The 12805-nt window shown below is 67.6% G+C and carries 12 protein-coding genes; 9 read left to right on the top strand and 3 right to left on the bottom strand.

What is annotated here, in order from left to right:
* Window positions 1–50 precede the first annotated feature (50 nt).
* On the top strand, window positions 51–1373 hold the full coding sequence (locus NET02_RS10455; RefSeq protein WP_284057356.1) for a flavin monoamine oxidase family protein: 1323 nt from the start codon (window positions 51–53) through the stop codon (window positions 1371–1373).
* On the opposite strand, the gene NET02_RS10450 is transcribed toward NET02_RS10455, so the two are convergent.
* Window positions 1366–2154, bottom strand: coding sequence for a TIGR01458 family HAD-type hydrolase (locus NET02_RS10450; protein WP_284057355.1), 789 nt, complete (start codon window positions 2152–2154; stop codon window positions 1366–1368). The two genes, NET02_RS10455 and NET02_RS10450, sit on opposite strands and share 8 nt — an antisense overlap.
* Window positions 2155–2360: 206 nt before the next feature.
* Here NET02_RS10450 and NET02_RS10445 point away from each other — a divergent pair, with 206 nt between their 5' ends.
* The 7 genes from NET02_RS10445 to NET02_RS10415 all read left to right on the top strand — a co-directional run bounded on the left by NET02_RS10445 (window position 2361) and on the right by NET02_RS10415 (window position 10369).
* Window positions 2361–2813 (top strand): arsenate reductase ArsC, encoded by a 453-nt coding sequence (locus NET02_RS10445; RefSeq protein ID WP_284057354.1) that lies wholly within the window; start codon window positions 2361–2363, stop codon window positions 2811–2813.
* A 220-nt stretch (window positions 2814–3033) separates the two neighbouring features.
* Window positions 3034–3657 (top strand): ECF transporter S component, encoded by a 624-nt coding sequence (locus NET02_RS10440; protein ID WP_284057353.1) that lies wholly within the window; start codon window positions 3034–3036, stop codon window positions 3655–3657.
* Between the two features lie 22 nt (window positions 3658–3679).
* A complete protein-coding gene (locus NET02_RS10435) occupies window positions 3680–4447 on the top strand; it encodes an energy-coupling factor transporter transmembrane component T family protein (protein WP_284057352.1) in 768 nt (255 codons plus the stop codon).
* On the top strand, window positions 4444–6267 hold the full coding sequence (locus tag NET02_RS10430) for an ABC transporter ATP-binding protein (RefSeq protein WP_284057351.1): 1824 nt from the start codon (window positions 4444–4446) through the stop codon (window positions 6265–6267). Before NET02_RS10435 ends, NET02_RS10430 begins: the two co-directional genes overlap by 4 nt.
* Window positions 6268–6776: 509 nt before the next feature.
* Complete coding sequence (locus NET02_RS10425) at window positions 6777–7622, top strand: IclR family transcriptional regulator (RefSeq protein ID WP_284057350.1); 846 nt, start codon at window positions 6777–6779, stop codon at window positions 7620–7622.
* 74 nt (window positions 7623–7696) lie between these two features.
* A complete protein-coding gene (locus NET02_RS10420) occupies window positions 7697–8797 on the top strand; it encodes a sugar-binding protein (RefSeq protein ID WP_284057349.1) in 1101 nt (366 codons plus the stop codon).
* A 57-nt stretch (window positions 8798–8854) separates the two neighbouring features.
* The gene (locus tag NET02_RS10415) at window positions 8855–10369 is read left to right on the top strand and encodes a sugar ABC transporter ATP-binding protein (RefSeq protein ID WP_284057348.1); all 1515 of its coding nucleotides are present in this window, start codon (window positions 8855–8857) and stop codon (window positions 10367–10369) included.
* Between the two features lie 50 nt (window positions 10370–10419).
* On the opposite strand, the gene NET02_RS10410 is transcribed toward NET02_RS10415, so the two are convergent.
* Together NET02_RS10410 and NET02_RS10405 are read right to left on the bottom strand one after the other, a co-directional pair.
* Window positions 10420–11955 (bottom strand): recombinase family protein, encoded by a 1536-nt coding sequence (locus NET02_RS10410; RefSeq protein ID WP_284057347.1) that lies wholly within the window; start codon window positions 11953–11955, stop codon window positions 10420–10422.
* Window positions 11956–12021: 66 nt separating this feature from the next.
* Entirely contained in the window at window positions 12022–12243 is a 222-nt protein-coding gene (locus tag NET02_RS10405) for a helix-turn-helix domain-containing protein (RefSeq protein ID WP_284057346.1), read from the bottom strand.
* Window positions 12244–12433: 190 nt separating this feature from the next.
* On the opposite strand from NET02_RS10405, the gene NET02_RS10400 reads away from it, so the two are divergent.
* Window positions 12434–12805 (top strand): hypothetical protein (locus NET02_RS10400; protein ID WP_284057345.1); only part of this gene is annotated, 372 nt, incomplete at its 3' end.

The following is a 12805-nucleotide window of genomic DNA, read 5'->3' as shown; positions in this document are numbered from 1 at the left end:
GCGCGGCGAAGGCCCACCGATTGCCCAACCGGGCCGGTCTGGAGGTTCCGATGGACGAGGATGACGAAGCGGAGCGGCGCGTACTGGTGATCGGTGCCGGGGCCGCGGGCCTGGCGGCAGCCCGGCGCCTGCGCGAGCACGGGATTCCGGTCACAGTGCTGGAGGCGCGCGACCGGGTCGGCGGGCGCATCCTGACCGCGTATGACCTTGCGCCATTCCCGGTCGAGCTCGGTGCCGAGTTCATACACGGTGATCGTGTCATAACCTGGGAACTGGTGAGGCGGTTCGGATTGCGCGTCTTCGAGGATCCGAGCCAATATCGCCGCTTCTTCGCGCTAGACAGCAGGTTGTTGAGCGCCAACGCGCCCGAGGAGTTGCCTGCCGGAGGCCTATGGGCAGCGCTCGTCGCGGCTGAGGAGGAGTGGGTCGCGGCGCGGCGACCGGATACGACCCTGGCAGAAGCCCTTCGCTGGTGGGTCGAGCGGCACGGCTTGGCCGCCGACGAGCGCTGGTGGCGTCTCTGGCAGACGCTCGCCGCGATCGGCTGGTCGGCCGACCTCGAAGAGCTGGGCGTCTATGGCACTGACGAGGAGACCTACGAGGGAGACGGCGAGCGCAATTTCCGGGTAGCGGACGGCTACAGTCGCGTGGTCGAACGGCTCGTCGATCAGGGTCTCGACCTGCGGCTCGGCCACCCGGTGGAGCGGATCCACTGGAGCAAGTGGGGCGTGGTCGCTGTGGCGGCCGGCGAGACGTTCGAGGCTGCGTGCGCGGTGGTGACCCTCCCGCTCGGGGTGCTCCAGGCTGGGACGGTCGAGTTCGACCCGCCGCTGCCGGCCAGCTTGCGGCAGGCCATCGATGGCCTGCGCCCGGGGCGGGCGTTCCGCGTCGCCCTCCGTTTCCGGGGTGAGATTTGGCCCGAGGAGGTGGGCTGCATCTTTACCGCCGAGCCACGAGGAGTCTGGGAGCGCCCAGGGCTGGGCTACGGCTCGCGATTGCCGCTATTCACCGTGCTGGTCGGTGGCGGCGACGCCGAGCGGCTATCATCGCTCGGTGCTGACAGAGCTATCCGTGAGGTCGTCGCTGGGTTATCTGCGGCGTTGGGGCGCGACTTGAGCGGCGAGGTAGTCGAGGCGCGGGTGATCGACTGGACTCACGACCCCTTGGCCCGCGGTGCCTACTCGTTCACTCCAGTCGGCAGTGCCGGGCTGCGCGCGCGGTTGAGCGAGCCTGTCTGCGACGTGCTCTTCTTTGCCGGTGAGGCGACGAGCACGATCCGCCCGGGCACCGTGCACGGGGCGCTGGAGAGTGGCTATCGCGCGGCCGATGCTGTCCTGCAGCGCTTCGTGGCGGCTGGCTCCTCCCTCACCTGATCGGTCGCAGGCCGAGCCAGGCGGGGAGATCGGCGATCGAGTCCAGGATCGCGTCGGGTCGGCCGGTCTCTGGCTCGCGAGTCCGGAATCTCCCGGTACGAACCAGGATACCGGCCATCCCCAGGCGCTGGGCGGGCTCGACATCCTGGTCGATCGTGTCTCCGACCATCGCCGCGCGGTCTCGAGGGACGCCGAGCAGGCGGAGTCCTGCCTGGAAGAAGTCGGCCGAGGGCTTGCCGACGACCTGAGCCTGAACCCCGGTGGCTGCCTCCAGGCCGAGGATGTAGGCGCCAGAGTCGAGGTATGTCCCGTCCTGCCGTTCCCAGGTCAGGTTCCGGTGCATGGCGATGAAGGCGGCGCCGCCGAGGAGTAGCCGGAAGACGTGGTTGATTCGACTGTAGGTGAAACAGTCCCCCGCGCCGCCGATGACGACCACTCGAGCGTCGTGCCCCTCGGTGAGCGGAATGCCGGCGAACTCTTCGCTGAGATCGCCCTCGACGAGCAGATAGCAGCTCTCACCCGGGTACTGTCGCCGGACGTAGTCGGCGGTGGCTGCGGCGGCCGTGATGATCTGCTCGTCGTTCACGGGAAACCCGAGCCGTCGGAGCAGCCCACCGAGCTGGCGACGAGTCCGGATGGTGGTATTGGTGAGCAGGACGTACGGAAGTCCAGCCTCGGCCAGTGCCTGTAGAGCCTCAGCAGCGCCGGGAATAGGGCGCCCATCGATGTGGAGCACGCCCTCGACGTCGATGAGCAAGCCATCGATCGTTCGCGCTTCCATCGCTCCCCGCATCCTCCCGGCTAGGCATGAAGCGCTCGATCGTGTCCGGTAGGACGGCAGCCTGCTTGCAGTCTTCCGCTGCTCCCTCTCATTCTACCCGTGTCCACAACTTCAAACGATGTTCATACCCCGACAGCGCGCCGGGCGGCCGCCTGAAGCACAATCGCCAGCGGATCGCGAGCGGAGAGCAGCGAGGAGAATGGACAATGGAAGCGAGCGGACACACAGAGAGCGCACCCGTACGCGTGCTGTTTCTCTGTACGCACAACGCGGCGCGGTCGCAGATGGCGGAGGCGCTGCTGCGCTGGCTGGCCGGCGGTCGGGTCGAGGCGTATTCGGCCGGAACCGAACCGTCGCGGGTACACCCGCTGGCGGTCCAGGCGATGGCTGAGCTGGGGGTCGACATCAGCGGCGCGGAATCGAAGCCCGTTCATCGCTTTCTCGGGCAACGCTTCGACTGGGTGATCACCGTCTGCGACCAGGCGGCCGAGGCCTGTCCAGTCTTCCCCGGCGCGGCGCGAAGGCTGCACTGGTCGCTACCAGACCCTTCAGCGGCAAGCGGGAGCGAGGAGGAGCGCCTTCACCAATTCCGCGCATTCCGCGACCGGCTGCTGGACCACCTGCAACGCTGGATGTCCGCAGAACTCTCACGCGGCTGATACAATTCACGCGGGTGAACGGTCGTTACTACTCAGAGGCGAGCGGGAGGCGCCGCTCGAGATCTGGTCTTGCAGTCTCCCCGAGACCGGTCAAGCTGGTCTCGCCTCTACCTCGCCGTGCCGGCGCGGAGAGGAGGGTGGCGCGGATCACCGGCAGTGAGCGGCCAGCCTGCTGATCCCCAGAGATCGTGATCCGGGCTGTGGACGAGGAGGGTGAACGATGGCGACAGGCGCGCAGCCGCGGGCAGGTGTTTGGACTACCCGTTGGACCACGCTCACGCTGGTGCTGATCCCGGTCGGGATCGCCATCAACTTCGTCGGAAAGTTCGTCGCCCAGGCGCTGAAGCTACCGCTGTGGTTGGACTCGATCGGCACGGTGCTGGCCGCCTTCATCGCCGGGCCCTGGGTGGGGGCCCTGACCGGAGCGCTCAACAACATCATCTACGGGCTGACCGTCGATCCCGTGTCGTTCTGGTACTTCATCACCTCGGTCGGGATCGGGCTGAGCGCGGGTATCATGGCCCGGCTGGGATTCATCCGCTCGACTGCCCGCGCGGTGGTGGCTGGTCTGGTGGTGGCACTGGTCGCCACGGTCGTGTCGTTCCCGATCAATATCTATCTCTGGAGCGGGCAGACTGGAAACGTCTGGGGCGACGCACTGTTCACGGCCCTGACCCTGCGGGGCGTGCCGCTCTGGCTGGCGTCCTTCCTCGACGAGCTGGTCGTCGATCTTCCCGACAAGGTGCTGACGGTCTTGATCGCATTCGGGCTATTCAGAGCGCTCCCGCGACGGCTCCTCAGCCAGTTCGACCTCGGCGAGGCCGGGCACCGGCGCACTGCCTGACCTGCCAGGTAACCGGGGACCGATGCGGCCAGTCGGCCTGTACGTCGAGCGGCAGAGCCCCATCCATGGCCTCGACCCGATCACGAAGCTGAGCTATGCCGTCTGCCTGGCGCTCGTGCCGTTCGTCGCGGGCGACCTGCGCATCACGTTCGTCGCTCTCGTCGTCAACCTCGGTCTGCTGGTCGTGGGGCGCGTGCTGCGCGAGGGCTTGCTCGCGCTGGCCGGGGTGGGCTTCTTCCTGGCGACGCTCTTCATCGTCCAGGGCATGGTGTATCCGGGAAACGCCACGCCGCTGGTGAGCGTCGGCCCGCTTGTACTCTACCAGGAAGGGCTGGCCCATGCCGCGTGGCTGTCAGCCCGCTTCATCAATTTGACGCTCTCCGCCTTCGTCCTGCTCTTCACCACGCGTCCGGCCGACCTCGTCGACGAGCTGATGCGGGCCGGCCTGCCGCCGCGGGTCGGCTACGTGCTGTTGTCGGTATTGCAGATCATCCCTTCGATGGCTGCGAGGGTCTCGGTCATTCAGGACGCGCAGCGCTCCCGCGGTATGGAGACTGAAGGGCCGGTGTGGGTGCGGATGCGGGCTCTTCTCCCCGTGCTCGGGCCGCTGGTTATCTCGTCCTTAGTCGCGATGCAGGAACGAGCGCTGGCGCTCGAGGTGCGCGGCTTCGGCGCGCCCGGACCGCGCACGTTCTACCGGCCGCCGTGGCAGCACCGGCTGGCCTGGCCTGTGCGGCTGGCGGCGCTCTCTGCGCTACTGGGGGCGCTGGTCTGGAGGCTGGCCGGGTGACTCCTATCGTCGAGGTCGAAGGCCTCACCTACCGCTATCCCACCGGGCAGGCGAACGCCCTCGAAAACGTCTCGTTCGCGGTCGAGGCCGGCCAGCTCGTCGGCGTGGTAGGGCCGAACTTGGCCGGCAAGTCGACGCTCTGCTATGCGCTCCTCGGGCTGGTGCCGCAGGTCTTCCGCGGCCAGTACGAGGGCAGGGTGACGGTGGCGGGCATGGACGTCAACCGTACTCCGGTGCACGAGCTGGCACGGCGGGCCGGCCTCGTCTTCCAGAACCCGTTCACCCAGTTGTCCGGCGCCCGGCTCACGGTCGAGGAGGAGGTCGCCTTCGGTCTGGAGAACTTCGGCGTGCCCAGGGGCGAGATGCGTCGCCGGGTCGAGTGGGCAATGGACCAGGTGGGTATAGTCCACCTGCGGGAGAAGAGCCCGTTTCTCCTCTCCGGCGGGGAGCTCCAGCGCCTAGCCATCGCCTGCATGCTGGCCCAGCGCCCAGACGTGCTCGTGCTCGACGAGCCGACCTCGCAGCTCGACCCCAGCGGCACGCGCGAGGTCTTCGACTGCATCGCCCGCCTGCGTGCCGATGGCCTGACAGTGGTGATGGTCGAGCACAAGCTGGAGCGGCTGCTGGAGCACGCCGATCGTCTCCTGCTGCTCGCAGACGGCAGAGTGCGGGCCTGGGGCCCTCCTGGGGAGGTACTGCAATCGGGCCAACTCGAATCCTGCGGCCTGGCGCTCCCAGCCCCTATCCGCGTCGCCGCTTGCCTGGGCGCCCGCTCGGCGAGCGGTTCCCTCCCCCTGAGGATCGAAGACACCGTGGCTGCCCTGCGCGTCGCTCGGCTGGCAGCGAAGGCGGGCTCGTTCGAGCCGGCGGTTCGGACGATGGACACTCCGGCTGACCGCGAGGAGTCGCGACTATCGACGAGCAGGACCGTACCGCGCATCGCTCTGCGGGGGGTGAGCTTCGCCTATCCCGACGGCACCCGCGTCTTCCAGGAGCTGAGCCTAGCCCTCGGCGGTGTCGAGCCAGGGGCTGCGCCTGAAGGGTACGTAGCCGCGGGTGCCGGCCCGGTTGCGCTCATCGGCGAGAACGGGGCCGGCAAGACCACGCTGGTCAAGCTGATCGCCGGGCTGCTCCGTCCCCAGTCCGGAGAGATCCTGATCGATGGACAGGCGATCCGCGCGCAGACCGCGGCGCAGATCGCCCGGAGGGTTGGGCTGGTGTTCCAGAATCCCGACGACCAGCTCTTCAAGAGCCGGGCGCTCGAGGAGGCGATGTTCGGCGCGCTCAACCTGGGCCTGTCTCCACGCGAGGCCGAGCGGCGGGCCCGCGAGGCGCTGGAGCGGGTCGGACTGGGGTCGCTGGCCGAGGAGAACCCCTACGACCTCAGCCTGGGGCAGCGCAAGATGCTGGCCCTGGCCTCCGTGCTGGCCATGCAGACTCCGATCCTGATCCTCGACGAGCCGACGATCGCCCAGGATCATCCGGGAGTCGAGCGGATCGGCCGGCTGGTCCGCGAGCTTCAGACCGAAGGCCGGCTGGTCATCGTGATCACCCACGACATGGAGTTCGTCGCGAGCTACTGTCCTCGAGTGGTCGTGCTGGCACGCGGCGCGGTGCTGGCCGCCGGTTCAGCGCGGGCGGTCTTCGCACAGCCGGAGCTGCTCGGGCAGGCTGGGCTGGAGCCGCCGTCGACGCTCCGGCTGGCGCGCGCCCTTGGCCTCTCTGCTGATCCCCTGACGCCTGGCGAATTCATCGAGTACTGGACCGGCCTCGGGGCGGGGCCGTCGGATCGACCCGCTGCCTCGGTTCCGCCTGGCTGAGGCCGCTGGCTGCGCTCGTGCTCAGTGGATATCGCGCTCGGGTTGCTTCTGTCGGCGATCACGCCAGGTTACCCAGCCAGTCGCGGCGATCGGCCCGCTAGACGGTAGGGTGACGTCCCAGAGCCATGGTCCAGTCCAGGTGGGCATTGGGGCGGGTACCGAGCGCATCGCTGGCGCGCTCTCAGCCGTGCTCGCTCCCGGCAAGACAACACTGTGCTCGGTCAGGGTGCGCTGGATCACCGCGTCCCAGGCTGGGGTGGCGTACTGCCAATGAGCGCCCTGTCCTTGCTGCCCTCAAGACACGTGAGCGGGGCGCCGGGTTCCCGCTGATCGGGCTGGCTCCGAGTTGCTCTGATCGTCTCACCTGCTTTCCCTCTCGCCTTGACCCGGCTGGTCGATGTCCCAAGCGTGGTTCGCCCTGAGGGCTTGACATGTCCTCGGGTGGGCCGCTAGACTGTGTCCGGATCGATCGATATCTCGGATACTGTCTGAAATATCGGACAAGACGGATGCCGCGACGAGTCCCTGCCGTCGACCGAGCGTTCGATATCCTGGAGCTGTTTCTCCGCACGCCGCAGCCGGAGTCGCTCTCCGTGCCGGAGATCGCCCGCGCGCTCGAGCTGCCGCGCAGCACCGTTCATGAGCTGGTCGGGACGCTGGTTGCCCGGCGCTACCTGCGCGCGCTCGAGGACCATCCGCACCGCTTCGCCCTCGATGTCAAGGTCTTCGAGCTGGGGAACGCCTATGCCGCGACGCTGGATCTCGCTCGCGAGGGCCAGGAGGTGGCCCGGCGCATCGCTGCAGCCTGCGACGAGACTGTCCACATCGCGGTGCTCGACGGTACCGAGGTCTTCTATATCGCCAAGGTAGACAGTACCAACGCCGTCCGCCTGGTCTCAGCCATCGGCCGGCGACTGCCGGCTCACTGCACGGCCGTCGGCAAGATGCTGCTCTCCGGCCTCCCCGACGCGGAGCTCGCCGAACGCTATCGCGGCATCGACCGGCTCCCGGCGCTGACGGCGAACAGCATCACGGAACTCGACGCGCTGCGCCGCGAGCTCGCGGCCATCAGGCGGCGTGGGGTAGCCTACGACAACTGCGAGTCGAATGCCGACGCGCGCTGCGTGGCAGCCCCGATCCACGACCACCGAGGGCAGCTCGTTGCCGCAATGAGCATCTCCTTCCCCATCGTCCGCGATACGCCGGAACGCTTCCGCGAGCTGGCCCGGTTGGTGCGCGTCGGTGCCGGCGAGCTCTCCCGCCGGCTCGGATACCGGGGCACGGTCGTTGATCCGGAGAGAGTGCTGGAACCTCCACCCTGGCATCGTGGCGATGCCGCCCGCGAGGGGAGGTGAAGCGCGAGGCGGGACGTTGGGTGGGACTGCTCGATGAGCCTAGTGCAGGTGGTGACCCGTGAAGGAGGAGACCTATGGCGCGATCGATCGACTTCTGGCAGAAACGGTTGACCCGACGACAGGCTCTCAGTTCCCTCGCCCTCGGCTCGGCCTCGCTGGCGATCCTCAGTGCCTGCCGGCAGGAGGCGGCTGCGCCGACAGCGCCAGCGCAGGCTCCCGCCGCGTCTCCTACCCCCACCCGCGCGGCAGCGGCTACCCCGGCAGCCGCCACGACACCGGCCGAGACCGCTGAGAGCCCAGTGCCGACTGTCGCACCCGGCACGAAGATCACCATTGCCCTGGTACCCAAGCTGGTGCATCCCTTCTTCGAGGACGTGCGCCAGGGCGCCGCGCAGAAGGCCGAGGAGTTGGGCGTCGACTTCCAGTGGGTGGCGCCGCAGACGGCGGACCCCGCGATCCAGGTGCAGATGATCGAGGATCTGATCGCGAAGCAGGTTCACGCCATCTCGATCTCGCCGAACGAGCCGAAGTCGGTAGAGCCGGTCATTGCCGAGGGGATGAGCCGCGGTATCCTGATGATGACCTTCGATGCCGACTCTCCCGAGAGCGAGCGCGTCATGTACATCGGTACGGACAACAAGGCGGCGGGCAAGACTCAGGGGGAGACGCTGGCCGAGCTGCTTGGCGGTACGGGCAAGATCGGCATCATCACCGGTGGGCTGGGCGCGCTCAACCTCAACCAGCGCATCGAGGGGCTCAAGGAGGGCATCGGCCCCAACATCGAGGTCGTGGATACCCAGGCGACCGACGATGACCTGCAGAAGGGGCTCAGCGTCAGCGAGGCGATGCTGCGCGCTCACCCGGATCTGAACGGCATCGCCTGCGTCAGCGCGACCGGTGGCCCCACGCTGGCCCAGGTGCTGAAGTCGCCCGAGTTCCAGGATCGTATCGGCAAACTCAAGATCGTCGCGTTCGATGACCTGGAGGAGACCAAACGCGCCATCGAGGAGGGGATCATCCAGGCGACCATGGTCCAGCGCCCAGTGCAGATGGGCGTGCTCACCGTGCAGTGGGCCTACGATATTTTGACGGGTAAGGCCAAGCCGCCGTTCGAGAACATCGACACCGGCGTCACCGTGGTCACTAAGGACAACCTGAACAGCTACACCAAGTAGTGCCGGAGCGGGCCGGGTTGAGATGACCCGGCCCGCGAGATTAGCTGGACATTGGGGATGGCGGGAGCAAGACCAGTCCTGGAGGCTAGGAACATTCGCAAGCGCTTCCCCGGCGTGCTGGCACTCGACGACGTCTCGATCACCGTGTTTCCGGGCGAGGTACTAGCGGTCGTCGGCGAGAACGGCGCCGGCAAGTCGACGCTGATGAAGATCCTTTCGGGAGCGCTCCAGCCGGACGAGGGGCAGATCCTGCTCGATGGCCGGCCAGTTGAGTTCGCGGATCCGCGCCAGGCGCTGGAGCTGGGCATCGCGATCATCTACCAGGAGCTGAGTCCGATCGACAACCTGACGGTAGGGGAGAATGTCCTCCTCGGCCGCTTGCCCCGCCGGCCAGGCCTGCCCATCGCGGTGGACTGGCCGGAGGTCTGGCGACGCACGGCCGAACTGCTCGAGCGCGTCGGCGCGCCTATCGACCCGCGCACCCCTATGTCTCGCCTCAGCGTCGCGCAGAAGCAGATGGTCGAGATCGCCCGCGCGCTCTCGCAGAACGTGCGCGTGCTGATCCTCGATGAGCCGACCAGCGCGCTCTCGCTGCAGGAGACCGAGAAGCTGTTCGAGATCATCCGCGGGCTACAGGCGAAGGGCGTGGCTGTCATCTACATCTCTCACCGTCTAGAGGAGGTGTTCGCCATCGCCCAGCGGGTGACGGTGCTGCGCGACGGCAAGCTAGTGGGCACGCTCCCGATCGAGGAAGCGACTCGCGAAGGCTTGATCAGGATGATGGTCGGGCGCGAGCTGGGCAGCCTCTTTGCCCCCGAGAAGGGAGATCCAGGGCCGGTGCGACTGGAGGTGCGCGGGCTGCGTCGGGCGGGAGTGCTGCATGACGTGAGCCTGACCGTGCGCGCGGGGGAGATCGTAGGCTTGGCGGGCCTGGTCGGCTCGGGGCGCACCGAGCTAGCACGGTGCCTCTTCGGGGTCGATCCCTACGACAGTGGCGAGATTCTGCTGGACGGCCGTCCGGTGACGATCCGCTCGCCCCGCGACGCGGTCGAGCTCGGGATCGGCCTGGTGCCGGAAGACCGCAAGCTCCAGGGTCTGGTCTTGATCCTGACCGTCCGCGAGAACATGACGCTGCCTACGTTGCCCCGCCTCGCCCGTCTCGGCTTCCCCTCGCGGAGGCGCGAGCGTGCCCTGGTAGGCCAGTACATCGAGCGGCTGCGGATTCGCACCCCCTCGCCAGAGCAGCGCGTCGTAAACCTTAGCGGCGGCAATCAGCAAAAGGTGGTCTTAGCCCGCTGGCTGGCCACCGACCCGAAGGTGTTAATTCTCGATGAGCCGACCCGCGGGATCGACGTGGGGGCCAAAGCCGAGGTTCACGCCATCGTAGCGCAGCTTGCCCGCGAGGGCGTCGGCATCCTGATGATCTCCTCGGAGCTGCCGGAGATCCTGGCGATGAGCCATCGCGTCCTGGTGATGAGACAGGGACGCATCGTGGCCGAGTTCCCTCACGGTGAGGCGACCGAAGAGCGGATCCTGGCGGCTGCGACCGGCGAGCAAGCGTTGGTCGGGTAGGCAGAGACTGGATTTCGGAACGGAAGGAGGCGGCGTGCGCATCACCGACGTCAAGACGTCTGTAAATCAAAGTCTCCGGCCAGTGGCAGTGCCATGCTGATCTCCACGCGGTCGTGCTCAGCGTCACCTGCCGGATAGACGTGCGCTACGAGCCCCAGGAGATCCAGCAGCCAGCGCCGCTCGCGGTAGCCCATCTGGTCGAGGTACGCTGCCACCTGGCGTCGCCAGCGGGTCAGTTCCTGGAGCTGGCTACGCTTACGCTCCCACGCCCGGGCCTGCTTCACCAGCGTGTCGCGCTCCGCCTCCAGCTCCCGTAACCGTTGCGCCACGCGCTCGAGCTCGGCCATCAGCGTCCCCAGTGCGGTGTCGTCGGACGCCAGCGCGATGGCCTTAGCCAGGTTGGCTTGTTGGCGCTTGAGCTGGCTCACGACGCGCTCGATGCCGGCCAGCTCGTGCTCAGACGGCTGCTGGCTCAGTACCAGCTCCATGCCATGCTGGAGCACGTCGTCACGCTCCATCGCCGCGTGCACGGCCCGCCAGGCAATGGCGTCCAGCTCGTCCGCGGTGATCCCCGGCCGGGCGATGCTATCGGGATGCCGGGTACGGTTGGCGCAGCGGTACCCTGGCGCGCCGTGGATATGGCAGGCGGTCATGGTGGCGCCGCAGACGCCGCAGCGTGCGTAGCCACCACGCAGCAGCCAGAGCTCAGGCGAGCGGTTGCGGCGCGCGGAGCGCAGCCGGTTGAGTCGCAGCCGTTCCTGCACGGCGGCAAACGTCTCCGGATCGACCAGCGCCGGCACGACGTCGGGCGGCAGGGCGATGCCGGCGTCCCAGTCGCGGCGGTAGCTCCGCTTGCCGCTGTTCCCACGCCTCCAGGTAAAGGCGCGGGCCTGGCCGGTGTAGGTGCGGTTGGTGAGGATGCGCCAGACGGTCGTCAGCGACCACTGGGCTCTGCCGTATGGCGTCGGGATGCCCTCGGCAGTCAGCATATTGGCGATCGCCGTCACACCCTGGCCTTGGAGCGCCAGCGCGAAGATCCGCCGCACGATCGGAGCAGTCTCCGGATCGGGCTCGTAGCGCGTCTTCTCGGCGTCCGCCCAGCGGTAGCCGTAGAGCGGCACCGGCGACATGAGTTTGCCAGCCTCGGCGCGTGCCAAGCGGCCGCGCATGGTGCGCTCGGCGATCTTCTCCCGTTCGATCTCGGCGGCGAACGACTTGGCCGCCAGGATGAAGCGCCCGACCGCCGTATCCTCGAAGCGCTCGGTGACGAACTCCAGCCGGCAGCCGTGGTCGGCCAGCTCCTCAACCAGGATGTACAGGTGCGCCTGGTTGCGGCTCAGCCGATCGACGGCGTAGCACACCACCACGTCGAGGGCCCTCTGGCGCATGAGCTCGCGGAGCTGGGAGAGCCCCGGCCGCTCGCGGTACTGGGCTCCGGTGTGCACGTCGCTGAAGACGCCGACTACCTGGTAGCCGTGCTGGTCGCAGTACTGGCGGCAGGCGGCTTCCTGGGTCGGGAGCGAGTAGTTGTCCTCTTGCAGGTCGCTTGAGACACGGGTATAGATCGCAGCACGTGGTACACTCATGGCAGATTCCTCTCTGCTCAACGCCCCGCGTTGGCCGCCTCAGCCTAGGCGCGGGGCGTTCTTCCTTCACTCCTCTTCTTCCGGCGGCTCTGGCAGCCGGAGCAGCCGCTCGATCTCCGACAGCGGGATACGGTAGCCAGCCGCGTCTGAGCCGAGATACACGGCACGAATCTTCCCCTGGCGTATCCAGGTGCGGATCGTCGCCGGCTTGAGCTGCAGCATGTCTGCCGCCTGCTTGACGGTGACTAGTCGCTCTTTCACCGTCTGCCTCTCGATGACTGCCGTCATCCCTATCTCCCCGATCTTAGCACGAAGACGACGCGAGACCGCTACGTACCTGTTGACACAGACAGTCATTGACACTATGATACACACAGAGAATGACAGAGACAACCGGAGCGGAGTCACCGATGCCACGGTCGCCACCTCGAGCAGCGTCCCTGGGGTTCCACTGGAGCATGCTGGAAGGGAGCGAGTCATGAACGACGTCATGAAGGAGATCATCTTGGAACGGACGGGCCGCCGCCCGCTCACGTTCCGCGGCCGCGAAGTGTGGCGCTGGGAGACCAGCCCCGACCGCGCGCACCCGCGCTACTCCGGCGATCCCGGCCGCTGGACGGCGCTCGTGCTCTACCTGGTGGCCGATCTCTCCCAGTACGTGCTCTACGAGCAGCGCCTCTCCAACTGGACGGGCGAGCGCGACCACCTGGAGGCGCACACCTTCGACACGCTGCCGGAGATCGCCGACTGGCTGGAGCAGCACTGCCCCGGAGCGGTAAGCAGCTTCTGTGATAAGTTCCAGTTCTTCGAGGAGCTGTCCGATCGCCTGCCGGCGGACGTCTCGGTGGTG

This window comes from Thermalbibacter longus, assembly GCF_023806485.1.
GTDB lineage: Bacteria > Chloroflexota > Chloroflexia > Thermomicrobiales > Thermomicrobiaceae > Thermalbibacter > Thermalbibacter longus.
Note: the sequence above shows the minus strand (reverse complement) of the source record. Positions and strands in the feature narration are given on the sequence as shown.